Annotated in this window: 25 protein-coding genes; 13 read left to right on the top strand and 12 right to left on the bottom strand. The window is 75.6% G+C overall.

Annotated features, from left to right (window positions below):
* Nucleotides 1-2: 2 nt before the first annotated feature.
* The 4 genes from ADEH_RS14805 to ADEH_RS14790 form a co-directional block, all read right to left on the bottom strand.
* Nucleotides 3-548, bottom strand: coding sequence for an archaemetzincin (locus ADEH_RS14805; RefSeq protein ID WP_011421910.1), 546 nt, complete (start codon nucleotides 546-548; stop codon nucleotides 3-5).
* Nucleotides 545-1,744, bottom strand: a complete 1,200-nt coding sequence (locus tag ADEH_RS14800; protein WP_011421909.1) for a CarD family transcriptional regulator — start codon at nucleotides 1,742-1,744, stop codon at nucleotides 545-547. The genes ADEH_RS14805 and ADEH_RS14800 overlap by 4 nt, the downstream gene beginning before the upstream one ends.
* A 139-nt stretch (nucleotides 1,745-1,883) precedes the next feature.
* A complete protein-coding gene (locus ADEH_RS14795) occupies nucleotides 1,884-2,729 on the bottom strand; it encodes a CDP-alcohol phosphatidyltransferase family protein (RefSeq protein WP_232287290.1) in 846 nt (281 codons plus the stop codon).
* Between the two features lie 102 nt (nucleotides 2,730-2,831).
* Entirely contained in the window at nucleotides 2,832-3,689 is an 858-nt protein-coding gene (locus ADEH_RS14790) for a DNA-methyltransferase (protein ID WP_011421907.1), read from the bottom strand.
* A gap of 130 nt (nucleotides 3,690-3,819) precedes the next feature.
* On the opposite strand from ADEH_RS14790, the gene ADEH_RS14785 reads away from it, so the two are divergent.
* Complete coding sequence (locus ADEH_RS14785; RefSeq protein WP_011421906.1) at nucleotides 3,820-4,758, top strand: hypothetical protein; 939 nt, start codon at nucleotides 3,820-3,822, stop codon at nucleotides 4,756-4,758.
* Between the two features lie 9 nt (nucleotides 4,759-4,767).
* Nucleotides 4,768-5,799 carry a tRNA epoxyqueuosine(34) reductase QueG gene (gene queG / locus ADEH_RS14780; protein WP_011421905.1) on the top strand — a complete coding sequence of 344 codons (1,032 nt, stop codon included), beginning with the start codon at nucleotides 4,768-4,770 and terminating at the stop codon, nucleotides 5,797-5,799.
* On the opposite strand, the gene ADEH_RS14775 is transcribed toward queG, so the two are convergent.
* On the bottom strand, nucleotides 5,796-7,244 hold the full coding sequence (locus ADEH_RS14775) for a PLP-dependent aminotransferase family protein (RefSeq protein WP_011421904.1): 1,449 nt from the start codon (nucleotides 7,242-7,244) through the stop codon (nucleotides 5,796-5,798). The two genes, queG and ADEH_RS14775, sit on opposite strands and share 4 nt — an antisense overlap.
* Before the next feature lie 71 nt (nucleotides 7,245-7,315).
* On the opposite strand from ADEH_RS14775, the gene ADEH_RS14770 reads away from it, so the two are divergent.
* The 4 genes from ADEH_RS14770 to ADEH_RS14755 are packed head-to-tail and all read left to right on the top strand — an operon-like array spanning nucleotide 7,316 to nucleotide 10,230.
* Nucleotides 7,316-8,047 (top strand): AzlC family ABC transporter permease, encoded by a 732-nt coding sequence (locus ADEH_RS14770; RefSeq protein ID WP_011421903.1) that lies wholly within the window; start codon nucleotides 7,316-7,318, stop codon nucleotides 8,045-8,047.
* Complete coding sequence (locus tag ADEH_RS14765) at nucleotides 8,044-8,349, top strand: AzlD domain-containing protein (protein WP_011421902.1); 306 nt, start codon at nucleotides 8,044-8,046, stop codon at nucleotides 8,347-8,349. Before ADEH_RS14770 ends, ADEH_RS14765 begins: the two co-directional genes overlap by 4 nt.
* Before the next feature lie 51 nt (nucleotides 8,350-8,400).
* On the top strand, nucleotides 8,401-9,261 hold the full coding sequence (locus tag ADEH_RS14760) for a DMT family transporter (protein WP_011421901.1): 861 nt from the start codon (nucleotides 8,401-8,403) through the stop codon (nucleotides 9,259-9,261).
* Between the two features lie 54 nt (nucleotides 9,262-9,315).
* On the top strand, nucleotides 9,316-10,230 hold the full coding sequence (locus ADEH_RS14755) for a YgfZ/GcvT domain-containing protein (RefSeq protein WP_011421900.1): 915 nt from the start codon (nucleotides 9,316-9,318) through the stop codon (nucleotides 10,228-10,230).
* A 192-nt stretch (nucleotides 10,231-10,422) separates the two neighbouring features.
* Here the strand turns inward: ADEH_RS14755 and ADEH_RS14750 are convergent, their stop codons facing one another.
* Genes ADEH_RS14750 through ADEH_RS14740 form a run of 3 tightly spaced genes read right to left on the bottom strand, consistent with a single transcriptional unit; the run spans nucleotide 10,423 to nucleotide 11,598 of the window.
* Complete coding sequence (locus ADEH_RS14750; RefSeq protein ID WP_011421899.1) at nucleotides 10,423-10,641, bottom strand: hypothetical protein; 219 nt, start codon at nucleotides 10,639-10,641, stop codon at nucleotides 10,423-10,425.
* A 2-nt stretch (nucleotides 10,642-10,643) separates the two neighbouring features.
* Complete coding sequence (locus tag ADEH_RS14745; RefSeq protein WP_081436922.1) at nucleotides 10,644-11,141, bottom strand: peroxiredoxin; 498 nt, start codon at nucleotides 11,139-11,141, stop codon at nucleotides 10,644-10,646.
* A gap of 55 nt (nucleotides 11,142-11,196) precedes the next feature.
* On the bottom strand, nucleotides 11,197-11,598 hold the full coding sequence (locus ADEH_RS14740; protein ID WP_232287289.1) for a hypothetical protein: 402 nt from the start codon (nucleotides 11,596-11,598) through the stop codon (nucleotides 11,197-11,199).
* A gap of 129 nt (nucleotides 11,599-11,727) precedes the next feature.
* On the opposite strand from ADEH_RS14740, the gene ADEH_RS14735 reads away from it, so the two are divergent.
* From ADEH_RS14735 to ADEH_RS14725, 3 genes are read left to right on the top strand one after another with little or no spacing between them, the layout of a single operon-like run.
* Entirely contained in the window at nucleotides 11,728-12,156 is a 429-nt protein-coding gene (locus tag ADEH_RS14735) for a hypothetical protein (RefSeq protein WP_011421896.1), read from the top strand.
* A gap of 16 nt (nucleotides 12,157-12,172) precedes the next feature.
* Complete coding sequence (locus tag ADEH_RS14730; protein WP_011421895.1) at nucleotides 12,173-13,201, top strand: zinc-binding dehydrogenase; 1,029 nt, start codon at nucleotides 12,173-12,175, stop codon at nucleotides 13,199-13,201.
* 14 nt (nucleotides 13,202-13,215) lie between these two features.
* Nucleotides 13,216-13,632: a hypothetical protein gene (locus ADEH_RS14725; protein WP_011421894.1), complete on the top strand. Its 417-nt coding sequence runs from the start codon at nucleotides 13,216-13,218 to the stop codon at nucleotides 13,630-13,632.
* 14 nt (nucleotides 13,633-13,646) lie between these two features.
* Here the strand turns inward: ADEH_RS14725 and ADEH_RS14720 are convergent, their stop codons facing one another.
* The gene (locus ADEH_RS14720; protein WP_011421893.1) at nucleotides 13,647-14,570 is read right to left on the bottom strand and encodes a zinc metalloprotease HtpX; all 924 of its coding nucleotides are present in this window, start codon (nucleotides 14,568-14,570) and stop codon (nucleotides 13,647-13,649) included.
* A 160-nt stretch (nucleotides 14,571-14,730) separates the two neighbouring features.
* Here ADEH_RS14720 and ADEH_RS14715 point away from each other — a divergent pair, with 160 nt between their 5' ends.
* From ADEH_RS14715 to ADEH_RS23705, 3 genes are all read left to right on the top strand, one after another.
* Nucleotides 14,731-16,824, top strand: a complete 2,094-nt coding sequence (locus tag ADEH_RS14715) for a DNA topoisomerase VI subunit B (protein WP_041453570.1) — start codon at nucleotides 14,731-14,733, stop codon at nucleotides 16,822-16,824.
* A 3-nt stretch (nucleotides 16,825-16,827) separates the two neighbouring features.
* The gene (locus tag ADEH_RS14710) at nucleotides 16,828-17,931 is read left to right on the top strand and encodes a DNA topoisomerase IV subunit A (RefSeq protein WP_011421891.1); all 1,104 of its coding nucleotides are present in this window, start codon (nucleotides 16,828-16,830) and stop codon (nucleotides 17,929-17,931) included.
* A gap of 106 nt (nucleotides 17,932-18,037) precedes the next feature.
* On the top strand, nucleotides 18,038-18,169 hold the full coding sequence (locus ADEH_RS23705; RefSeq protein WP_012634086.1) for a hypothetical protein: 132 nt from the start codon (nucleotides 18,038-18,040) through the stop codon (nucleotides 18,167-18,169).
* An 86-nt stretch (nucleotides 18,170-18,255) separates the two neighbouring features.
* Here the strand turns inward: ADEH_RS23705 and ADEH_RS14700 are convergent, their stop codons facing one another.
* On the bottom strand, nucleotides 18,256-19,071 hold the full coding sequence (locus tag ADEH_RS14700; RefSeq protein WP_041453568.1) for a 3'-5' exonuclease: 816 nt from the start codon (nucleotides 19,069-19,071) through the stop codon (nucleotides 18,256-18,258).
* 183 nt (nucleotides 19,072-19,254) lie between these two features.
* Here ADEH_RS14700 and ADEH_RS14695 point away from each other — a divergent pair, with 183 nt between their 5' ends.
* Entirely contained in the window at nucleotides 19,255-19,710 is a 456-nt protein-coding gene (locus ADEH_RS14695; protein WP_011421888.1) for a hypothetical protein, read from the top strand.
* A 16-nt stretch (nucleotides 19,711-19,726) separates the two neighbouring features.
* Here ADEH_RS14695 and ADEH_RS14690 read toward each other — a convergent pair whose 3' ends face one another.
* Both ADEH_RS14690 and ADEH_RS14685 read right to left on the bottom strand, forming a co-directional pair.
* Entirely contained in the window at nucleotides 19,727-22,141 is a 2,415-nt protein-coding gene (locus ADEH_RS14690; RefSeq protein ID WP_011421887.1) for an IPT/TIG domain-containing protein, read from the bottom strand.
* Nucleotides 22,131-23,321 carry a hypothetical protein gene (locus ADEH_RS14685; RefSeq protein WP_011421886.1) on the bottom strand — a complete coding sequence of 397 codons (1,191 nt, stop codon included), beginning with the start codon at nucleotides 23,319-23,321 and terminating at the stop codon, nucleotides 22,131-22,133. The genes ADEH_RS14690 and ADEH_RS14685 overlap by 11 nt, the downstream gene beginning before the upstream one ends.
* Nucleotides 23,322-23,435 lie beyond the last annotated feature (114 nt).

The raw sequence follows: 23,435 nt of genomic DNA, 5'->3' as shown, positions 1-23,435 counted from the left end.
GGCTAGGTCTTGGCGAGCCGGATCTTCCGCTCGCTCTTCTCGCGGCAGAAGGTGCAGAGGTCCGAGTCCGGGTTCGCGGCGAGCGACGGCGACCACGACGGGTGCATCGCGCAGCGCGCGTCCACGCAGTGGTGCAGGTCCCACAGGTGCCCGATGGCGTGGATCGCCTCGCGCGCCAGCCGGCGCCGGTACGTCTCGATCGACGCCTCGGTCACGCCGCGCGCCGGCAGCTTCGCGGTGGTGATCACCGCGCGCTCCTTGCCGTAGTCGGCGAAGCCCCAGCAGGGCGGCTCGCCGAGCGGTCCGGGCGGGAGCGAGAGCGGCGCGCCCGCGATGTACAGGACCTTGTCGTCGGCGAAGGTGCGGACCGGCTCCACCTCGCGCAGCAGCGTGATGGCGTCGAGCCGCCCGTCCTTGCCCTCCGCCTCGGCCGGCACCGGCTTCTCGCCGGCGAACTCGGTCCCGAGGCCGAACGCCTGGTACAGCGTCCGGATGAGGGCCGCCATGTCGGTCGGATCGACCGGGTCGAGCGTCACGACGCGGATCACTTCTTCTTCCCTCCGCGCTTGGCGGCCGGCTTCTCGGCGGCGGGCTTCTTCGCGGGCGCCTTCTTCGGCGCTGCGGGCTTCTTCGCGGCGGCCTTCTTCGCCGGCGCCGGCTTCTCGGCCGCGGCCTTGCGCGCGGCCGGCTTCTCGGCGTGCTTCTCGACCTTGGCCGGCTTCTCCGGCTCCGCCTTCTTCGGCTTCGCCGGGCGCGCGGCCTTCTTCTCGGCCGCCTTCTCCGGCTTCTCGACCTTGCCCGGCTTCTCGGCGGTCCGGGCCGGCTTCGCGGCGCGGGGCGCGCGCACGGGCAGCTCCTCGGGCTCCTCCTCCGCGACCGGCTCCTCGGCCTCCGGGAGCTCCTCGGGCGCAGCCTCCTCGACGCCCGGGATGGCCTCGACGCCCTCGGCGCCGGCGGCCTCGCCCTCGCCCGCCTCGGCACCTTCGGCGCCCTCGGCCTCGGCCCCGGGCACCTCCGCGCCCTCGAGCGCGCCCTCGAGGTCGATGCCCAGGTCGCCCAGGCCCAGATCGCCGAGCCCGAGATCGCCCTCCTCCGCCTCCTCGACCACGCGCCGCTTCTTCGGGCGCGAGGGCAGGGGGACCGGCGCAGGGGGCGGCTTCAGGTCGAACTTCACGCCCGCCGGCGGCATGAGCGCGTAGTCGATGTAGTCCTCGGCCAGCCCGGGCGGCACGGCCAGCGACACCGACACCTCGTGCACGAGCAGGTGGCGCGCGTTGTCGTACTGCTCGCGCTCCTTGGTCGGCAGCGGGCGCAGGCGGGAGAGCGAGTGCAGCCCCTTCACCACCTCGGCGACGCCCAGCACGCCCCCGGCGATGAGCCGGTCCGCGTTGTCGCGGTGGCGGATCTTCCAGTCGAGCTCGGGGTCGTCGTAGACCGCGCCGAGGTAGTGGAAGACGCCCTCCATCTGCGCGCCGGTGGCGACGCGGCGCAGGCCGATGGACGGCACCTTGCCCTTCGGCACCATCACCGCCGCGCCGTCCTCCTCGCGCGTCATCCGGACCAGCTCGAGCTTCTGGCCGGCGATGTCCTTCACTTCCCAGCCGACCACGGCGCAGACACCCTGGTTCGGGTAGACCACGCGGTCGCCGGGCTTGAGCTCGTCGGCGATGCCGATGATGCCTTCCGGCGCGGGCAGCTGCTCGCGGGCGTCGTCGTTCGGGTGGCGGGCGGGCGGACCTCTCACGGCTCCCCCTCCTACCATGCGTCCAGGGGGTCGGCAATCACCGCGTCCCTCGACTCCGCCCCGCCTCCGGCGGGGCTACGCTCGGGATGAGCGCGGTCACCCTGGCGCGGCTCGGGATGCGCGCGCTCACCCTGGCGCCTCAGCGCGCCGCCTTGCGCCGCCGCGTGGCGTCGAGGCGGAACACGTCGGCGAGGCGGAACGGCGGCCGGGGCGCCACGGCCGGATCCGCGCGCCGCAGGGCACGATAGATCACGAACGTCCGCCGCGCCGCCGTGGCCGTCGCCAGGGCTGCCAGCGCGGCGAGCGCGCTGCCGACGACCGCCCGGCCGACGCCGGCGCCCCAGGCCGCGTCGGCGAGCGGCGAGAGCGCGCACGCCACCCCGGTGACCACGATGCGCTCGGGCCGCTGCATCCCGCCCACCCGGGCGGCCTCGTCGGCGCCGAGCGCCTCGCCGCGCGCCCGCGCGTAGGAGACGAGCAGCGACGCCCCCGCGGCGGCCAGCGCGGCGAACAGCACCACCGAGCCGCGGAAGGTGACCGCCAGCCCGCCGAACACGAGCAGCTCGCCGACCCGGTCGAGCGTGGAGTCGAGGAACGCGCCGGCCCGGGTGACGCGGCCGGTCGCGCGCGCCACCCGCCCGTCGATGAAGTCGAAGCTCGCGCCGAACAGGAACACCCAGCCGCCCAGCGACAGCCACCCGAACCCGAGCAGCACCGCCGCGCCGGCGGCGACGAGCGTGCTCGCGAGCGTGATGGCGTCCGGCGAGATCCCGAGCCGGACGCACAGCCGCTCCACCGGGCCCCACAGCCAGATCCACCACTCCTGGAAGAACTTCGCGAGGATGGTGTGCTGGCGCTTCTCGATGTCCGGCGTGTGCGGGCGGCCGAACAGGGCCGCGCGCGCCGCGAACGCGAGCAGCGTCCCGAGGAGGAAGGCGACGAGGCCGACCAGGGGGAGCAGCGCCGCGAGCGCGCGAGGGGTCACGCCGACGAATGTACGCACCTCGCCCGGAACAAGGCAGACGCCGGACGGGCGCACGCGTGCGCGGCCGCTCGCGCGCCGTCCGGGCTGCTCACGGCGGGTGCGTCACTCCGGATCGATCGCGGTGGCGCGGAGGCGCCGGGCGGCGAGATCCACGTAGCTCGGATCCCGCTCCAGCCCGAGGAAGCGGCAGCCCGCGCGGAGGGCGGCGACGCCCGTGGTGCCGGAGCCGGAGAACGGGTCCAGCACCAGATCGCCCGGCGCGGCGCTGGCGGCGAGCACGCGCTCGAGCAGCGCCAGCGGCTTCTGCGTGGGGTGGCGGCCGTGCACCTTCTCGCGCGGCCCCGGCGTGGGCACCGACCACACCACCTGGTCGCCGCCGGGCGCGGGGCGGTCGGCGATCTCCCAGAGGTCGCGCATCTGCTTGCCGCCGTTGGCGGTCTTCATCGCGCGGTAGTTGAATCGGTGCGCCAGCGGGCGCGTCTTCATCGGGCTCGCCCAGAGCAGGATCTCGGTCGAGTGCGTGAAGAAGCGGCAGGCCAGGTTGGGCGAGGCGTTCGGCTTGTACCAGGTGACGGTGTTGAGCAGGTGGAAGCCCATCTCCTGCATCGCGTAGCCGATGGAGAAGATGACGTGCTGCGTCCCGGAGACCCACAGCGTGCCGGACGGCTTCAGCACCTTGCGGACCGCCTGGAGCCAGCGCGCCTGGAACGCGTGGTCCGCGGCGAAGCCGCCGGAGGCGTCCCAGCTCCCCTTGTTCACCGAGGTGCGTCGGCCGCCCTGGCAGGTGCTGCCGCCGTTCGAGAGCATGTACGGCGGGTCGGCGAACGCGACGTCCACCGAGTGCGGGGGGAGGCGCTCCAGCGCCTCGACGCAGTCGCCCTGGACGAGCGCCCAGCCGCGCCCTCGCTCGGCGGCGCCGGGCAGGTCGTTCCACTCGTGAAGGTCGAGCCTTGTCGCCATATCGCCGCATCGTAGAGGGGCCGATCGATATCGCCAGTTTTCGGCCGCACTGCGAGGCAATGTCAGGGCGACCCGGCGGCGGGACGCGCCCGGTGCTAAGACCAGCCGCCGGAACCCCGCGGAGACCCCGATGACCGAACCCCGACCGCCGTCGCCGCTCACCCTCTGGCTGGAGGAGGCGCTCACCGGCTGGATCCTGCCGGTGGCCGGCCTCGCCGTCCTGGCCGCGGCGGGGGGCCTGTACGCCGCCGGCTGGCTCTCGGAGGGCGCCGCGGCGGCGGCGGTGTCGGCGGTGGTCGGCCTGCTCGCGGTGGCCTTCACGCTCCGTCCGGCGCTGGCGCCCGCGGCGGACCGGGCCGGCCGCGGCCTCGCCGTGGCCGCCGCGGCCGGCGCGCTGTTCCTCTCGGTGGTGCCGGCCGTCGCGGCGGTGGTGCCCGGGCGGCCGCTCGCGCAGGGCGCGCTCGCCGCGCGCGGCGACGTCATGCCGGTGCCCGCGGACGTCCCCCACCACGTGCGGCTGCTGGTGGCCGCGCCGCTGCCGTCCTCGGGCTCGCCGGCGGTGCGCTTCACCATCGGTGGCCTCCGGCCGCCGGTCGAGGGGCACCTGGAGCGGACCTACACCTACGCGCGCGTGGGCCGCGGCGGGCGGGCCCCGGTCGCGCACGACCGCACCGAGGTGTGGCTGGAGGGCGACCTCGGCGACGGGCACGCGCTCACCCTGGACCGCCTGGGCGGCGACGCGACCGGCCCGCTCCGCGTGACGGTGTTCCGCGACCTCACCCCGACCGCGCTGCAGGCCGGCCTCGCGGTCGCGGTGCTGGCGCTCGCCGCGGCGGCGGAGGCGCGGCTGCGGCGCGGGAACGTGGCGGTGGTGGTGGGGATGGCGCTCGGGTACGGGATCCTGGTGGCCGAGAACGCCACCCCGGCGTCGGCGGCCGGCGTGGCGGTGGGCGCGATCCTGCTGGGCGGGTTCGCCGGCGCGGCGGCCGGCGGCCTGGCCGCGGCGATCGCGAAGCGGCTCGTGCCGGCGCCGGCCGAGGTGGCCGCGCGCGCGGGGCGGCGCGGCTGAGGCGGGCGCGTGGCGGGGCTCGACGCCGACCAGGTGAAGGCGGCCGCGGCGCGGGCCGGCTTCTCGAAGTGCGGGATCGCGCGGGCGGAGCCGCTCGACCCGGGCCCGCTCGACCGCGTGCTGGCCGGCGGCCTCGAGGCGGACATGACCTGGCTGCGCACGCAGCGGGACGAGCGGCTCGATCCGGCGCGGCTCCTCCCCGGCGTCCGGAGCGTGGTGGCGCTCGCGCTCTCGTACCACGCCGGCGAGCCCGCGCCGCCGCCGCCCGGCGCGGCCGCGGTGGCGCGGTACGCGCGCGGCCGCGACTACCACACGGTGGTGAAGCGGAAGCTCGCCGCGATGCTCGCGGACCTGCGCGCGGCCGACCCGGGGCTCGGTGCGTACGCCTCGTGCGACATCGCGCCGGTGATGGAGAAGGCGTGGGCGGAGCGCGCCGGCGTGGGCTGGGTGGGGAAGAACGGCTGCCTCATCACGCCGGAGCACGGGAGCTGGGTGGTGCTCGCGACGCTGCTGCTCGACCGCGAGCTCGCGCCCGACGCGCCGCACCCGGACCGCTGCGGCACGTGCGAGGCGTGCCTGCCGGCCTGCCCCACCGGCGCCATCCCGGCCCCGGGCGTGGTGGACGCGCGCCGCTGCATCTCCTTCTGGACCATCGAGCGGCGCGGCCCCATCCCCGACGAGCTGGCGGGGCGGCTGGGCGGCTGGGTGTTCGGGTGCGACGACTGCCAGACGGTCTGCCCGTGGAACCGCGGCGTGCCCGCCGACGGCGACCTCGAGCTCGTGCCGCGCCCGGGCCAGCTCTCGCTGTGGCTCGACGAGCTGCTCGCGCTCGACGCCGAGGGCTACCGGCGGCGCTTCCACGGCACCTCGCTGGCGCGGGCGCGCCACGACGGCCTGGTGCGGAACGCGCTGCTCCTCGCCGGCGCGTCCGGCGACCGGCGGCACCTGCCCGCGATCCGCGCGCACCTCGCGAGCCCGCTCGGCGACGGCGTCCGCGCCGCGGCGCGGTGGGCGCTCGAGCGGCTGGGCGGGGAGCCCTAGGCCCCGGACGCGCGCGCGGCCGGAGCGGCCGCGAGCCGCCCCAGCGTGCGCACCGCCGGCTCGAGGTCTCCGGCGAGCGCGGCGTTCAGGCGCACGAAGCGGTCGAGGCCGCCGCCCAGCGAGAACAGGCAGCCCGGGGCGACGCCGATGCCGTGCCGCGCCGCCGCGTGGAACAGCGCCAGGCCGTCCGCCCCGCCCGCCGGCAGCTCGACCCACAGGAAGTAACCGCCCCGCGGGTCGCTCACGCGCGTTCCCGGCGGGAAGTGCCGGGCCACCAGGGCCCGCATGGTCCCGACCTCCGCCTGCAGGCGCGGCCGCAGCCGCCGCAGGTGCCGGTCGTACGCGCCGTCGCCCACGAGCCCCGCCGCGAGCGCCTGGGCCAGCGGCGCGGCCGCCAGCGTGGTGATGCTCTTCAGGTCGGCGAGCGCGTCGATCCAGGGGCTCGGGGCGATGGCGTAGCCGACGCGGCCGCCCGGGAGCAGCGTCTTCGAGAAGGAGCCGACCAGGATGGCCGGTGGCTCGTCGCGCCCGCGCGGCGCGCACAGCGGCGCGTGGCGCCGGCCGTCCCAGGCGAGCTCGCCGTAGACGTCGTCCTCGATGAGCGCGACGCCCTCTGCCCCCAGCGCCTCGCGCCAGGCGGCCTTGCGCGCCTCGTCCATCAGGCTGCCGGCCGGGTTCGCGAAGGTGGGCGCGAGCACGGCGGCGCGGACCGCGTGGCGGCGGCAGGCCGCCGCGAGCGCCGCCGGATCCGGGCCGCCCGCCGGTTCGGCCGGGAGCTCCACCACGCGGGCGCCGGCGCTCCGCGCCGCGTCGAGGACGCCGAAGAACGCCGGGCACTCGACCGCGACCACGTCGCCCGGCTTCACCAGCACGCGCAGCGCCAGCGCCAGCGCCTCCATCGCGCCGGTGGTGACGAGGACGTCGTCCGGGCCGACGTCCATGCCGCGCGCGCGGTAGCGCCGGGCGACGAGGCGGCGGAGCTCCGGGTCGCCGCGGGGCGGCGAGAAGCGGGTCCAGGGGCCCGGCGCGGGGCCGCGGAGCAGCCGCGAGGTGAGCCGGCGGAACGCCGCCACCGGGAAGTGATCCGCCGACGGCCAGCCGCTCCCGAGCGGCACCAGCGCCGGGTCGGCCATGGCGGCGAGCAGCTCGGCGGTGAGCTCGGCGCGCGCGCTGCTGAACGCGTGGAGGCTCGGGCGGCGGGTGGGCGCCTGCTCCAGCGGCGCGGGGAGCCGGGGGCGGACGCGGAACCCCGAGCGCGGCAGCGCCTCGACGAGCCCGATCGCCTCGAGGTGCCGGTAGGCCGCCAGCGCGGTCATCAGGCTCGCGCCGTACGTCCGGCACGCCTCCCGGAGCGAGGGGAGCCGCTCGCCGGGCCCGGTGATGCCCGCCTGGATGCCGCGGGCGAGGTGGTCCGCGATCCGCCGGTACTTGAACCCGGTCGCCATCCGGCTGTTATAGCCGGCCGCGCGCGACGCTGTGTCTGTTCCATCCGGCCGGGAGGTGCTTCCCTGGGAGCATGACCTCCCCGGCAATCGCGGCCCCGGCCCGGGCGCACCCCGGCCGGAGCGCCGCGCAGGAGTTCTGGTCCGGCGTCCGGGACCTCGCGCCGCTCCTGCTCGGCGTCGTCCCGTACGGCTTCGTGTACGGCGTGCTGGCCCGCGCGAGCGGCCTCGACGCCGCCACCGCCATGGCCGCCTCCGCCATCCTGTTCGCGGGCGCGGCGCAGTTCCTGCTCGCGCAGCTCGTCGCGGCCGGCGCCCTGGGCGTCGTGATGGTGGCGGCGGTCGCGCTCGTGAACCTGCGGCACGCGCTCTACAGCGCCTCGGTGGCGCCGCACCTCGCGCACCTGCCGCTGCGCTGGAAGCTCGCGCTCTCGTACCTCCTCACCGACGAGTCGTACGCGGTGGCCATGCGGCGGCTGGGCGACGGCGACCGGTCGCCGGCGCGCCACTGGCACCTGCTCGGCGCGGGGGTCGCGCTCTGGTCCGGGTGGCAGCTCGCCACCGCCGCGGGCGTCTGGCTCGGCGCGCGCGTCCCGGCGCGGCTGCCGCTCGACGTGGCGCTGCCGCTCACCTTCATCGCCATCGCCGTGCCGATGATCCGCTCCCGGGCACTGCTCGCGGCCGCGGTCGCGGCGGGGATCGTCGCGCTCGCGGCGGCGGGGTGGCCGTGGCAGCTCGGCCTGCTCGCCGCCAGCGTCGCCGGGATCCTGGCCGGCGCGCTCGTCGCGCCGCGGAGGGCGCGATGAGCCTGTGGCTCGTGATCGTCGCCTGCGGCGCCGTCACGTTCGCGACGCGCCTCTCGTTCGTCGCGCTGGAGGGGCGGCGCGCCGTGCCGGGCTGGTTCCGCGACCTCCTCCCGTTCGTGCCGGTGGCGACGCTCACCGCCATCGTGACGCCCGCGCTGGCGCGGCCCGGGGCGGCCGGCGATGCCGCGGGCGTCCCCGCGCGGCTGGCGGCGGGGGCGGCCGCCGCCGCCATCGCCGCGACGACGCGCAGCGTGCCGCTCACGCTCGCCGGCGGCTTCCTGGTCCTGTGGCTGGCGTCCTGAGCCCCGCGCCGGCTTGCGCCCCGCGCGCCGGCGGCTACATTCCGGCGCCACATGGTCCACCTGGTGATGTTCCTGCACTCGGCCATCTCGGCCGGCACCTACCTCGCCGCGAAGCGCGCGCTGGGCGAGCTGTCGCCGTTCGAGGTGGCGCTGGTGCGCTTCGGGCTCTCCTCGCTCGCGTTCGGGCTGCTGCTGTGGCGCCGGCCGGTGCGGGTGGCGCGGCGCGACCTCCTCGCGCTGGCGGGGCTCGGCATCGTCGCCATCCCGGTGAACCAGGGCTTCTTCCTCGCCGGCATGGCCTGGACCACCCCCGGGCACGCGGCGCTGCTCTACGCGCTGACCCCGGTGTTCGTGTTCCTCTTCGCGCGCGTGCGCCTGGGCGAGCGGGCCGGCCCGGCGAAGGTCGCCGGCATCGCGCTCGCGTTCGCGGGGGTGGTGGTGGTGCTGCTCGGCCGCGGCGCGGTGGGGCTGCACGGCTCCTCGCGCCAGCTCGCCGGCGACCTGCTCATCCTGCTCGCGGTGGTGGCGTGGTCGGTGTTCGCGGTGGCGGGGAAGCCGTACGCGCAGCGCTACGGCGCCGTCGGCTCCACCGGCGTGGCCCTCGTGCTCGGGACGCTCGCGTACCTGCCGGTGGGCCTCGTCGCGACCGACTGGTCGCGGCTCGCCGCGCTCTCGCCCACCGGCTGGGCCGCCCTCGGCTACCTGGTGCTGCTCACCAGCGTGGTCGCCTACATCCTCTACTACTGGGCGCTCTCCCGGGCCGAGGCGAGCCGGGTGGCCATATGGTCGAACCTGCAGCCGGTGCTGACCGCGCTCCTCGCCTGGGCCATCGCCGGCGAGCGGCTCACCGCGCCGTTCGTGGCGGGCGGGGCCATGGTGATCGCGGGCGTCATCCTGACCGAGCGCGGGTAGCCCGCGGCGCCGCGCGCCTTGAGCCCGCGCCGCGCCCGCGTTATCCACGGGGGCGTGAGCCTCCACGAACGACTCCGCGCCGCGCGCGAGGGCTGGGCCGTCGGCCCGGTGCTCGAGCGCGCGTTCCTGCGCGTCACCGGCAAGGACGCCCAGGACTACCTGCACCGCATGTCCACCCAGGACCTCGCCCGCCTGAAGCCCGGCGAGGCCGCCTACGCCGCGTTCCTGAACGCGAAGGGGCACCTGCTCGGCGAGGGCCACGTGCTGGTGCGCGAGGGCGAGATCCTGGTGGAGCTCGACCCGGCCGCCGCGCCGGAGACGCGCGCGCTGCTGGAGAAGCTCGTCATCATGGACGACGTGACGTTCGAGGACCTGTCGGCGACGCTGCGCGCGCTGCCGGTGCTCGGGCCGGAGGGGCCCGCGCGGCTGGCCGGGCGCGCGGGGGCGGCGCCGGTGGTCCCGAGCGCGCGCCGCGGCGCGCCCTGCGTGGACGTGTGGGCGCCGGCGGGCGAGGCGGAGGCGCTGCGGGCCGCGCTCGTGGCCGACGGGGCGGCGCCGCTCGACCTCGCCGAGCTGGAGTCGCTGCGCATCCTGGCCGGCGTGGCGCGCTTCGGCGCCGACATGGACGCGAGCCGGCTGCCCATGGAGGCCGGGCTCACCCGCGCGGCCATCTCGTTCACGAAGGGCTGCTACATCGGGCAGGAGGTGGTGCTCCGGGCCACCGCGCGCGGCCACCTGCAGCGCGGCCTCGTGCAGCTCGAGCTGCCGCCCGGCGCCGGGCCGGGCACCCCGCTCGTCGCCGGCGGCCAGGAGGTCGGCGCGGTGACGAGCGCCGCGGAGACGCCGGAGGGCCGCCTCGGCCTCGGCTACCTGCGGCGCGCCCACTGGAAGCCGGGCGAGCGCGTGCGGGCGGGCGAGGGCGAGGCGGTAGTGCGGGCCGTGATCGTCGAGGACGGGGTGGTCGCGTAGCGTCCCTTCGACTCCGGCGGGCCTTCCGCTCGCTCGCTCATCCCGAGCGTAGCGCGGCCCGAGGGGCCGCGCGGAGTCGAGGGACGCTCAGGGCGACCCTTCGACTCCGGCGGGCCTGCGGCCCGCCTACGCTCAGGGTGAGCGCGCCTGCATAAGCCGCTCGTGGTGAGCCTGTCGAACCACGAGCGGGGCTCAGGCCTCCGCGACCGGGATCTCCGGCCCCTTGGGGCGGTCCTGCCGGGACGGGAGCGTGTCCAGCTCGCGGCGCACGGCGGCGATCTCCTCCTTCAGCTCGGCGCGCAGCGCGCGGATCTCGCCGCGCACGTCCTCGAACGTGTAGCGGATCTCCTCCGCCGAGATCCCGAGGAGCCGCCGGCGTAGCCCGGCCACGAACCCGTCCAGCACGCGCATGGCTAGCCCTTCTTCCCCTTGTGCAGCGGGCAGGAGGTGATCGCGCCCGCCGGATCGATCGCGGCGCTGCCGGTCACGATCTCCTTGATGGTCCCGTCCTGCTCGAGCACGTAGGTGGCCCGGTTCGCGAGCCCCACCACCGGCATGGTGCCCCCGTACTGCTTCGCCACCTTGCCGCCCTCGTCGGAGAGCAGCCGGTACGGGACCTTCAGCTCGTCCTTGAACTTCCGCTGGGTCTCGACCGAGTCGGTGCTGATGCCCACCACCTGCGCGCCCTTGTTCGCCACGTCGGCATACCGGTCCCGGTACGCTGAGAGCTCGCGCGTTCAACCAGGGGTGAACGCCTTCGTGTAGAAGGCCAGGATCACCGGGCCGGACTCGAGCAGGCTCGACAGCGACACCGGCTTGCCGTCGGTGTCGGGGAGCGTGAAGTCCGGCGCCTTGTCGCCCACCTTCAGGGGGGCGGCGCCGAGCAGCATCGCGAGCAGGGGGATCGTCATGCCGGGGTCCTAGCCAGCGCGGCCGGCGCGGGCAAGCGGGCCGCCGGGGCGCCGCTCATGCGCGCAGCCGCTCGTAGCGGGCCGCCAGCACCTCGATGACGTCGCGGTGGTAGAAGCCGACCTGATCGGGCAGCTCCGCGAGCGTGCGCGCCGCGAAGCCGGTCACCGGCGCGCCCGGCGCGGGCTCGCCGCCGGCCACCGCCCCGGCGAACACCAGCGCGAGGTGCGGCGCGCCGCCCACCTGCTCCGCGCGGCAGCCGACCACCACCAGCCCCTCCAGCTCGAGCCCGAGCTGCTCGCGCGCGATGGCCGCGGCGCGCTCCCCGGGCTGCTCCCCGTCGGCGAGCACGCCCGACGGCAGCCACCAGCGGCCGAGCTGGGCCTGGCCGTGGAACCCGCCGATGACCTCGGCGATGACGATCCGCCGCAGCTCGAGCGCGAGCGGGAGCACGTCCACGCGAACGACCATCCGTTCACCCCAAGTGTATCCACGCCTGGGCGGCGCACCCGCCCCGGCCGGGAGCTGGTCTTATCCCGCCCCAGTGAGCCCCTGGCAAGGGGCCGCACCCGGCGATAACGTGCGCTCGTGACCGCTGCCCGAACGCTCGCCGTCCTCGCCACCGTCCTCGCCGTCGCCGCCTGCGGGAAGAGCAAGGAGGAGAAGGCGTACGACGAGCTGGGGCGGCAGTGCAACGCGCTGGCCGCGAGCGGGGCGACGCTCGACCAGGCCGAGCTGCTGTTCCGCTACCGGGACGTGTTCACGGGCATGCAGTGCGGCCTGCCGCTCACCTCGACCGGCGCCGGGGATCTGTGCGGCGCGGCCTCGGACACGAACGTCCTCTGCATCATGGACTGGTCGTACTACCCGAACGACTCCAACATCTGCGGCCCCACCGGCTGCTGGCTCGGCTGCGAGGTCCGGGTGAGGCAGGCCGACTTCGAGGCGAGCGGCACGGCCGCCGTGATCTGCGCGGCCCGCTGGTTCGACCAGAACCCGACCTACCAGTCCTTCTAGGCGAACGGGAGCGCACATGAAGGCCGTCCTGATCCGCGGCCACGGCGGCCCCGAGCGCGTCGAGGTCGGTGAGCTCCCGCTGCCGGAGCCCGGCCCGGCCGAGGTCCGGGTGCGGGTGCGGGCGGCGGCGCTCAACCACCTCGACCTCTGGGTCCGCAAGGGCTGGAGCGGGCTCATGCTGTCGTTCCCGCACGTGCTCGGCTCGGACGTGGCCGGGGTGGTGGACGCGGTGGGGCCGGGGGTGGACGAGCCGAGGGTGGGCGCCGAGGTGGTGCTCGCGCCGGGGCTCTCCTGCGGGCGCTGCGTGCGCTGCCGCTCCGGCGAGGAGAACCTGTGCCGCGGCTACGCCATCCTGGGCGAGCACGTCTCGGGCGGCCAGGCCGAGGCGGTGGTGGTGCCGGCCCGCAACGCGCTGCCGCGCCCGCCGAACCTGTCCTTCGAGGAGGCGGCGGCGGTGCCGCTCACGTTCCTCACCGCCTGGCACGCGCTGGTGGCGCGCGCGCGGGTGCGGCCCGGCGAGACCGTGCTGGTGCACGCGGCCGGCTCGGGCGTCGGCGTCGCGGCGGTGCAGATCGCGAAGCTCCACGGCGCGCGCGTCATCGCCACCGCCGGCTCGGACGCCAAGCTGGAGCGGGCGCGGGCGCTCGGCGCGGACGAGGTCGTGAATTACGAGGCGAAGGACTTCGTCCAGGAGGTGAAGCGGCTCACGCAGCGCCGCGGCGTGGAGGTGGTGTTCGAGCACGTGGGCAGGAAGACGTGGGAGGGGTCGATCCTCTCCTGCGCGCCGGGCGGCCGCATCGTCACGGTGGGCGCGACCACCGGGTACGACCCGCCGACCGACCTGCGGCACGTGTTCTACCGCCAGCTCTCCATCCTCGGCTCGACCATGGGCACCTCCGGCGAGCTGCTCGAGGTGCTCCGCTTCGTGGGCGAGGGGAGGCTGCGGCCGGTGGTGGACCGGGTGCTTCCGCTCGCCCGGGCGCGCGAGGCGCAGGCGCTGCTTGCCGAGCGCGCGCAGTTCGGGAAGATCGTCCTCACGCCCTGACGCAGGAGCCCATCATGAAGACGCGCAACGCCCTCTCCGCCGCCGCCCTCGCCGCCGCCGCGCTCCTCGCGGCGGGCTGCGGCAACGACACCTGCCCGACGGAGACGCCCCGCATCGACGCGATCCAGAGCTGCACGGTCGCCCCCGGCGCCACGGTCCAGGTGAAGCTGCGGGCCTGCCCGACTTGCAACCAGAACATCACCCGCTGCGACGTGGATATCCAGGGTGGGCAGATCCAGCTCGACCCGCTGGCCGAGGCCTGCGACAGCTCGATCAGCTGTCCGGCTCCGAGCTGCTCGAACGACGTGATCTGCACCTTCACCGCGCCGACCACGCCGGGCAGCTACCCGATGTTCGCGTTCAACGGGACGAGCGGCACCGTGAACGGCACGCTCGACGTGAGCTCCGGCGCGCTCGCCTGCTCGTACTGAGCGCTGCCCGACCCCTACGCGTACCGCACGCCGCGCCGCATCTCGCGGAGCCGGCGCACGCGCTCCTCGATGGGCGGGTGGGTCGAGAACAGGCTCATCATCTTCGCGCCCGCCCCGTGGAACGGGTTCACGATGAACAGGTGCGCGGTGGCGGGGCCGCCGTACTGGTACGGGATGGCCTCGTTGCCGCGCTCCAGCGCGAGCAGCGCCTCGGCGAGCGGCTCGGGGTCGCCCACCAGCTCGGCGCCGGACGCGTCCGCGCCGTACTCGCGCGAGCGGGACACCGCGAGCTGGATCACGAGCGCCACGAGCGGCGCCAGGATCGCCCAGGCCAGCAGCTCGAGCGCCGAGCCGCCGCGGTCGTCCTCGCGGCGCATGCCGCCGAGCAGCGCGCCCCAGCGGACCACGTAGCCGAGCGTGGAGATGAGCCCGGCCACCGCCGCGGCGATGGTGGAGATGAGGATGTCGCGGTTGCGCACGTGGGCGAGCTCGTGCGCGAGCACGCCCTCGAGCTGGCGCCGGTCGAGGATGCGGAGGATCCCCTCGGTGACGGCGACCGCCGCGTGCGACGGGTTCCTGCCCGTGGCGAAGGCGTTCGGCGTCTCGGAGGGAATGACGTAGACCCGCGGCATGGGCATGCCCGCGCGGCGGGTGAGCCGCTCGACGATCTCGTAGACCTGCGGCAGCTCCTCGCGCGTCACCGGCCGCGCGCGGTGCGCCATGAGCGCGAGCCGGTCGGAGAACCAGTAGGAGACGAAGTTGAAGACCAGGCCGAGCCCGCCGAAGAGCAGCATCCCCTGCATGCCGCCGACCACGTTGCCGCCGATCGCGAGCAGCGCGATGAGCAGCGCCATCAGCATGGCGGTCTTGGCGTAGTTGCGGCCCACACCGGCCTTCGGGGACATGCCGCGCGGCTGTGCCGCCTCGCTCCAGGACATGGTGCTTGAGTAACCATCGGAGGGGCCGCGTCAATCCGCCGGACGCCCGCCCGGCCGCGCGCTGGCGCGCACGGGTCGCCGCGATCTCGCGCGGGATCCCCCGCCGTGCTATTGGGGCGAGGCAGGCGATATCGCGGGGTTGCGAGGTCAGCGCGTCCATATGGCGGCTCGGAAGGCGGCGGCGGTGAGGGCGAAGGGGAAGGCCACGGGGCGGGACCGGGAGCGCGACCAGCTGGAGCTGGCGGTGGTCGGGGGAGCGGCCCCGCGCCGGTCGAAGCCCGCCGCGCCGCCTGCCCCCCGGGTGCCGGTGCGCAAGGCCGCCGGGCGGGCACGCCCCGCGCCTGCGGAGGAGCCCGAGCTCCTGCCGCCCGCGCCCGAGGCCGAGCCGGAGCCGGCCGCGGCGACGCGCTCGCCGAAGCGCCGCGCCACCGCGGAGCAGATGGCGCAGCAGCAGCGCGAGATCTCGATCTCCGAGTTCTTCACCAAGAACCGGCACCTGCTCGGCTTCGACAACGCCTCGAAGGCGCTGCTCACCACCATCAAGGAGGCGGTGGACAACTCGCTCGACGCCTGCGAGGAGGCCGGCATCCTCCCCGAGATCACCATCGAGGTCCGCGACCTCGGGCTGAACGACCAGGGCGAGGGCGAGCTGACGAAGGGCGAGGGCCGCTTCGTGGTGGTGGTGGAGGACAACGGCCCCGGCATCGTGAAGGCGCAGGCGCCGAAGATCTTCGGCAAGCTCCTCTACGGCTCGAAGTTCCACCGCCTGAAGCAGAGCCGCGGCCAGCAGGGCATCGGCATCAGCGCCGCCGCCATGTACGGCCAGCTCACCACCGGGCAGCCGATCCGGATGATCTCCCGCACCGGCAAGGGCAAGCCGGCGTTCGGGCTCGAGATCCAGATCGACACGCGCAAGAACAACCCGGTGGTCACCGCCGAGCGGCAGCTCGACGACTGGCACGAGCACGGCACGCGGGTGGAGCTGGAGATCGTCGCGAACTGGCAGCAGGGGCAGCGGTTCGTGAACCGCTACGTCGAGCACACCGCGCTCTCCAACCCGCACGCCACCTTCCACTACCTGCGCCCGCGCCAGGCGCCGCTCTCCTTCCCTCGCGCCACCGACGAGCTGCCCAAGGAGGCGCAAGAGATCAAGCCGCACCCGCACGGCGTGGAGCTGGGCGCGCTGATGCGGATGGCCGCCGACTCGAAGAGCCACGACGTGCGCGGGTTCCTGCAGTCCGCGTTCTCGCGCGTCTCCTCGACCGTCGCCGACGAGATCGTGAAGAAGGCCGGCTTCAAGGCGAAGGTCCGTCCGCGCGACGTCGCCGGCGACCGCGAGGTCGCCCGCAAGCTCCACCAGGCCATCGGCGCCACCAGGATCATGGCGCCGCCGACGCAGATCCTCTCGCCCATCGGCGACACGCTCATGCGCAAGGGCCTGGTGTCCTTCCTGAACGTGATCGAGACCGAGGGGCCGGAGGAGGAGGAGCAGCTCGACCTCGACGCGGCCCGGAAGAAGAAGGCCACGAAGAAGGGGAGGGCGGCGAAGGCGGAGGCGCCCGAGGTGCCGGACGCGCCGGCGGAGGAGGGCGTCGAGAAGATCAAGGGCCACAACTACTTCATCGCGACGGTGACCCGGCCGCCCAAGGTGTACCGCGGCAACCCGTTCCAGGTGGAGGTCGGCCTCGCGTACGGCGGGAGCTGGCCGGCCGACAAGCCCATCGAGCTGTTCCGCTTCGCGAACCGCGTGCCGCTGCTGTTCCAGCGCGGCGCGTGCGGCATGACCGAGGCCATCGTCAAGACCGACTGGCGCAACTACCTGCTCAGCCAGCCGCGCGGCTCGCTGCCGGTCGGGCCCATGGCGCTGCTCGTGCACATCGCTTCGGTGTGGGTGCCGTTCACCAGCGAGGCGAAGGAGGCGGTGGCGCACTACCCGGAGATCACCCGGGAGATCCAGCTCGCGGCCCAGGAGTGCGGCCGCAAGCTCGCGGCGCACATCCGCAAGCGCAAGCACGCCGACTACCAGGCGCAGCGGCGCAGCCTGTTCGAGCTGTACATCCAGGAGGTGGCGCAGGCGATCGGCAAGATCGTGAAGCGCAGCCCCGACCCCATCAAGCGCGAGTTCCTGCGGCTCGCCGACCAGGTGACGGAGCAGGAGGGCGCCGGCGAGGGGCTCGACGACGCCGCGCTGGAGGAGCAGTCGAGGAAGATCACGCGGCGGCCGCGCAGGGCCGAGGAAGAGGAGCAGGAGTAGGCCATGGCCAGGCTCGACGCCATCGACAAGAAGACGGTCCAGAAGATCGAGACGCTCGCCGAGTCGGTGCTGCGCTCGGTGAAGGGCGGCAAGAACCCGTTCCTCGAGATCCCGGTCCGCTCGCTCGCGAACGTGCAGTTCAACCCGCGCAAGCGGCTCATCGAGCTGAAGGACCAGAAGCAGAAGCGCTACTTCTTCAACGTCTCCATGGCGAAGAAGTTCATGCAGACGTTCCTGGTCTCGGAGGCGTGCAAGGAGCTCATCGACGCCGGCAAGACGACGAGCATCCGCGACCTCTACTACATGACGAAGCACGCCCTCGGGGAGACGCGGCAGAACACCTTCGAGGAGCAGGAGGAGTCCGACCCGATCATCGAGGACCTGGAGGTTGCGATCGACGCGCTCCGCGAGGAGCTGCACCTGTTCGCGAGCGGCCGCGGCTCGATGGTGGGCCCGCTCTCCATCCGCGACGCCGGCGACGCCATCGACCTCCGCCGGATGGGCTCGGGCGGCTGGTCGGTGCCGTCCATCGTCGAGGAGCACGTGGTCCAGTTCGGCAAGAGCGAGGCGAGGTACGTCCTCCTCATCGAGAAGGACGCCGTCTGGAAGCGCTTCAACGAGGACAAGTTCTGGGCCCGCGAGAAGTGCATCATCGTCACCGGCCTGGGCCAGCCGCCGCGCGGGGTGCGCCGCATCGTGCAGCGGCTCCACTCCGAGCTGGGACTGCCGGTGTACGTGCTCGTGGACAACGATCCCTGGGGCTTCTACATCTACTCGGTGCTGAAGCAGGGCTCGATCAACCTGGCCTACGAGTCGATGCGGATGGCGGTGCCGAAGGCGCGCTTCATCGGCCTGTCCTCGTTCGACAAGGCGAAGTTCAAGCTGCCCGGCAACGTGTCGATCCGCATGAACGACCAGGACGACGCGCGCGCGAAGCAGATGCTGGCCTATCCCTGGTTCAAGGACCCGAAGTGGCAGCGCGAGATCCAGGAGATGGTCCGCTCCGGCGAGAAGTACGAGCTGGAGGCGCTCTCGCGGCGCGGGATCAGCTTCATCACCGAGGAGTACCTGCCGAAGAAGCTCCGCGACCGGGACTGGCTGGAGTAGCGCCGGCGCGCCCGCCGCCCGGCCCGGGGACGGGGCGGGCTTGACCGATCACCCCCGGAGCGGCGAGACTCCGCCGCCTTTCACGACGGACACCAAGGAGAACCACATGCCCGCCAAGCTCGGGAACCGCTCCAAGCGGAAGATCTCGAACCGCTCGAAGACCAAGCGCGCCCAGGCGACGCGCAAGCGCGTGCTCAGCGTCAAGCGCAAGCGCCGCGCGAAGCGCTCGCCGCGGTAGTCGCGCGCCAGGCCCTCCATGCTGCGAGGCCTTCTACGGCCCGGCTGCGCGAGCGGCCGGGCCGCGCCGTTCCCGGGGCCGGTGCGCTACAGCGCCTGCGCTCGCAGCGCCGGCTCGCGGCCGTCGAAGAAGGGCGCGCAGCGATCGAGGAACCCGTCCAGCGCGCACCGCTCGCCGGGGCGGAGCCGCCGCGCGAACAGCCGCGGCAGCGCCTCGCGCGCGAGCGCCGCGCTCTCGGCGTAGCCGTCCGGCGTGAGCGATCCCTCCACCAGCCGGACCCGCAGGAACAGCAGGAACGTCTGCACCACGTCGGTCATGCAGTACCCGGCGATGCGGTCGAGGGCGCCCTCGGCGTAGAGCGCCTGCACGTCGGCGCCGGCCACGTCCTCCTTGCCCGGCAGCCCCACCAGCTTCGCGTAGAGATCGAGCGGGGCCGCGGTGGCCTGGCCCGCGAGCAGCTCCTTCACGTCGAGGTGCTCGGTCCCGCCGGTCCGGCGGGCGGCCCCGAACCAGGCCGGGGTGGGGATGGCGTGCTTCAGCGAGCGCAGCTCCAGCACGGGCAGGTCGAAGCCCTTGCCGTGGAACGTCACCAGGGAGGCGCCCTCCAGCCGCTGCCACATCGTCTCGAGGAACGCGGCCTCCGGCCCGCGCCGGTCGGTCCAGGCGACCGCGTCGGTGACGCGGACGATGCCGCCGTCCTCCTCCGCCTCGAGCAGGCACGCCGCCACCGGCCGGTGGTACGGCAGGGGGAGGAAGTCGCTGCGACCGCCCGTCCGGGCGCGCCGCTCGGCGAGCACCCGGCGGAGCTGCTCGGAGTAGGGCCGGGAGGGCTCCCCGTCCACGGCCGAGACCAGCGCCTCGTCGGGCACGGTCTCGAGGTCCAGGGTCACGAAGCGCCGCACGGGACGACTGTCGCAGCCGGGTCTGACACCTGGGGTGGGGTCCGCGCGGGCGCGAGCCCCCACCTCGGCGGCCCCCCTCATGGACGCGCCGCGTCAGGAGGCGCGGGGACTACCCTCGGAGCGGCAGAAATTCCTTACAGCCGGCGCGGAACGGGCGGTCCGGGGTCGCGCAGGAGGTTGGTCATGAAGGCGTCCACTGCACGAAACGTGAATGGCGGAGCAGACGCTCGGCGCAACCCGATCGCCCAGGTCCAGGGGCGCATCGACGCGCTCGAGAGCGAGGCGCGCGGCCGGCTGCGGCGCGCGCTCGGGGCGGGCGAGGAGGCGCTGCACGACCTGGACCTCGCGCTCGAGCGGCTCTCGCGCGAGGACTGGTCCGCGCGCGGGATGCGGCGGCACCTCGACGTGCTCCGCGCCCGGGCGGAGAACCTGCGGGCGGCGGCGCTGCGGCGGGTGGCGGACATGCCCGGCGAGGCGATGAGCCGGATCGCCACCGGCAGCCGCGTGCCGGTGCAGAACCTGGCGCGCGGGCTCGAGCGCATCGGGAAGCGCCTCGAGGAGCGCGCGCCGGCCATCTCGGTCGTCGCCGACCGCGAGGAGCGCGATCCGCCCGAGGTGCCGTCCGAGCACCTGGAGTAGCAGCGCATCGGGCGTGTCAGGGCGTCCCGTCCACGGTGACCGTCGGTACGGTCACCGTGGGTGAGGGGCCGCCGTTCACGTCCGCCGCCGTCACCGTGGCGCCGAGCGTGAACGTCAGCGCCCGGTGGGGCGTGCAGGTCCACGTGAACACGGCGGCGCCGCCCCCGGCCAGATCGACCGGGGCGGCGGGCGAGGCGGCGGTGCAGGAGATGTTGCCGCCGGCGTTGTACGTCGGGGCGACCTGCGTCACGCGGGCGCCCGCCTCGCCGCCGTTCTGCAGCGCGAGCGTCAGCGTCACCGGCGTGCCCACCTGGACGGCGGGCCGGTCGCGCACCAGGCCCGCCGAGATCGCCGGCGCGGTCTGCACCGTGATGGTGGCCGCGGTGATGGCCGGGCTCGCGTCGGCCCCGCTGCCCGCATCGGACGCGCTCACCGCGGCCGTGAGATCGACCGCGCCCGCGGCGACGCCGGTGCAGGTCCACTGGAACGCGAGCGAGCCGCCGCCCGCGATGGCCTGGGGCGTGGCCGGGCTCGCCGCCGAGCACGTCGCCGCGGCGGTGGACGCGCCCGGCGCGACCTCGGTCACGGTCGCGACGGCGCCGCCCTCGTTCCTGAGGAGCAGGCTCGCCGGGAGCACCTGCCCCGTGCTGATGGTGGCGGTGGCCACCTCGACGGCTGCGGGCGCGAGGCGGGCGGCGGGGAGCACGGCCACCGCGATCGACGCCGGCTGCACGTCGGGGGCGGGCGTCGAGGTCACCGCCGCCCCCAGCGCGTAGTCGCCCGGCGTCGAGGCCGTGCAGCTCCACGTGAAGGCCTGCGCGCCGCCCGCCGCGAGCGAGACCGGGGGGGCCGGGCTCACCGCGCCACAGCCGGGCGAGGCGCCCGGCATGTCGGGCGCGATGGCGGCGACGTCGGCCGCGATCGCCGCGCCGTTCGCGAGCGTCAGCGACACCGCGATCGCCTGGCCGACGCCGGCGGAGGCAGGGGTCGCGGTGAACGCGGCCACGGAGAGCGTGCCGCCCGCGTCCACCGTCACCGACGCCTGCGGCGCCGCGGCGCCCTGGAGCGCGGCGCGCGAGTTCGCGTCCACGCCTGCCACGGCAGCGCCGAACGTCGCGGTGCCCGGGGCCGTGGGCGTGCAGCTCCACCGGAACGTCGCGGCGCTTCCTCCGGCGATCGCCACCGGCGCGGCCGCGCTCGCGGCAGGGTCGGCCGGCCCACAGGTCGCGGCGGTCCCGGAGCGCAGGGGCGCGACCGACGTCACCTCCAGCGCGGCGCCGCCCGCGTTCGTCACGGTGAGCGTGAGCGCCACCGGCTGGCCGGCGGTGACCGTGGCGCGGTCGGCCGCGATGGCGGCCGAGAGCGCGGCGGGCGCCTGGACCACCACGGTCGCCGGCGCGGCGGGGCTGGCCGAGACCGCGCCGCCGGACAGCGCGTCGGTGCCGGAGGCGGTGCCGCCGAGCGAGAGCGCGCCCGGCCCGCTCGCGGTGCAGGTCCAGGCGAACGTGGCGGCAGCGCCGGGCGCGAGGGCGCCGGGCGCAGGGGTCGGGGCGCCGCAGGTCGCGGGCGCGGTCCCGCCGCGGGACGGGGCGACCGCGTCGAGGCTCGCGGTGGACTGCCCGCCGTTCACGACGGTGAGCGTCACCGAGACCGGCTGGCCCACGTTCACCGTGGCGGGCTCCGCGGCGATCGCGGCGGTGAGCGCCGCGGGCAGCTGCACCGTCACGCTCGCCGGCGCCGCCGGCGCGGCGGACAGGTCGGCGCCGGAGGACGCGTCGCGGCCGGCCGCGGTGGCGGTCAGCTCGAGCGCGCCGGCCGCGGAGGCGCTGCAGCTCCAGGCGAGCACGGCCGCGCCGCCCGCCGGGATGGTCAGCGGCGGCGCCGGCGCCGGCGCGCCGCAGGACGTCGCGGGGCCGGCCGACGTCGGGGTGACCTCGGTGATCTCGGCGGGCGAGCCGCCGCCGTTCGACAGCGTCAGCGTCACGCCGATCGCCTGGCCCACCGCCGCGCTGGCCCGGTCGGCCTCGAGCTCCGCGGAGAGCGCCGCCGGCGCCGCGCCCTCGACCTCGAACGCGCCGTCGAGCGCGCCCTGCCGGCCGAGCGCGTTCTCCACCACCAGGCGCTTCGAGCCCGGCGCGAGCCCGGCGGGCACGGTCGCCTGCAGCGTGTGGACGTCCACCCAGGCGACCTGCTCCAGCTCCACCTCGCCGAGCCAGGCGCGGTGGCGCACGTCCACCGCGGCGCCGCCGCCGGACAGCTTCGTCGAGGGGCGGGTCAGGAAGCCGTCGCCGTGGATGGTGACGCGGGTCGCCCGGGTCGAGAGGCCGGAGGCGGGCTCGACGGAGGCCGGCCGCGGTGCCTCGTCGCCCGTGCCGCTCGAGCACGAGAGCGCCGCGAGCGCGGCCGCGAGCGCGAAGAGCCTAGTACGCATCGAAGCGCACCCCCGCCGAGAGCAGCAGCGGCCAGGCGGCGCCGCGCACGGTGTCGAGCCGCGGGGCGCCGAGCCAGTACCCGCGCACCTCGGCGAACGGCGCGCCGAGCCGGCTGCGGAACGCGAGCTCCAGGCCGGCCGTCGCCGCGGGCGCCCAGGCCGACTCGGAGAGCTCGGGCTGGCCCGCGAGGCGCGTGCTGCTCGACACGCGCGCCGCGCCGCCGCCCAGCGACAGCGTGGCCGTGCCGCGCGTGCCCAGCCCGGTGCGCGCCGCGAGCGACAGCGTGAGCGGGAGCGTGGCACGATCCGCGCGGAGGTCGAGCCCGGCGCGCGGCGCCCAGGCGATCCCGTCCTCGCGGACGCCCCACCAGGCGATCGCGGCGACGACGCCGAGATCGAGCGGGCCCGCCGCGCGCCACGCCGCCGCGTCCGCCCCGAGCGCCAGCGCCGGACCGCCCCCGCCCAGCATCACGCCCGCGCGCGGGGACACCGTGAGCACCGCCGGGACCGCGCGCAGCGGCAGCGCGCGCGACGCGGACGCCGCGCCGGCCGAGGCGCGCACCACGTCCTCTCCGGCCCAGGCGCTGCGCGGCGCGCGGTACTCGGCCAGCCAGCGGCCGCCGCCCAGCGGGACCGGCTCGGACACCGACCCGAGCCCGGCGGTGAGCCGCGGCTCCTCCGCGACCGCGTTCCCGTGCGCGTCCGTCACCGCGATCCAGAGCGGGTGACGCCCGCCGTCGGCGGCGAGGTCCTCCGGCACGTCCACCGCGATGGCCCGTGCCGGGCCGGGCCGGAGGGGGATGGCGGCGGACGCGGCGGTGCCCTCCGCGGTGGCGATCACCACCAGGGAGGTGCGCGCGTCGAGCGTCGTCGGGGCGGTGATGCGGCAGGTGTAGACGCCCCGCGAGATGCGGAGGGGACCCTTCGCCACGCCGGCGTCCACCTCGACCGTGAGCGCCGCGTCGCGGCCTCGGCCGTCGGCGCCGCGCAGGCGGGCCACCAGCAGCACCTCGTCGCCCGGGAGCGCTTCCCGTGCCTCGAACGACAGCTCGAGCTCGAGCGCCGTCGCCGCAGCCGCCGGCTCGGCGCCGTCCTCCGGCGCCGGCACCGGCACCTGCGCCCGTGCGCCGCGCGCCACGAGTGCGAGCGCGACCAGCAGCCAGCCCACGTAGATGCGCACGCGTGCTCCCCCCAGGGCGGCAGCAAAGCAGGGAGCCCGGTGGCAGGTAAATCACCCGGCGGCAGGAGCGCAGCCGCCGGCGCGCCGGCGCGCGGGTCCTCCCGACCCGTGAAC

This window comes from Anaeromyxobacter dehalogenans 2CP-C (genome assembly GCF_000013385.1).
Lineage (GTDB): Bacteria > Myxococcota > Myxococcia > Myxococcales > Anaeromyxobacteraceae > Anaeromyxobacter > Anaeromyxobacter dehalogenans_B.
Note: the sequence above shows the minus strand (reverse complement) of the source record. Positions and strands in the feature narration are given on the sequence as shown.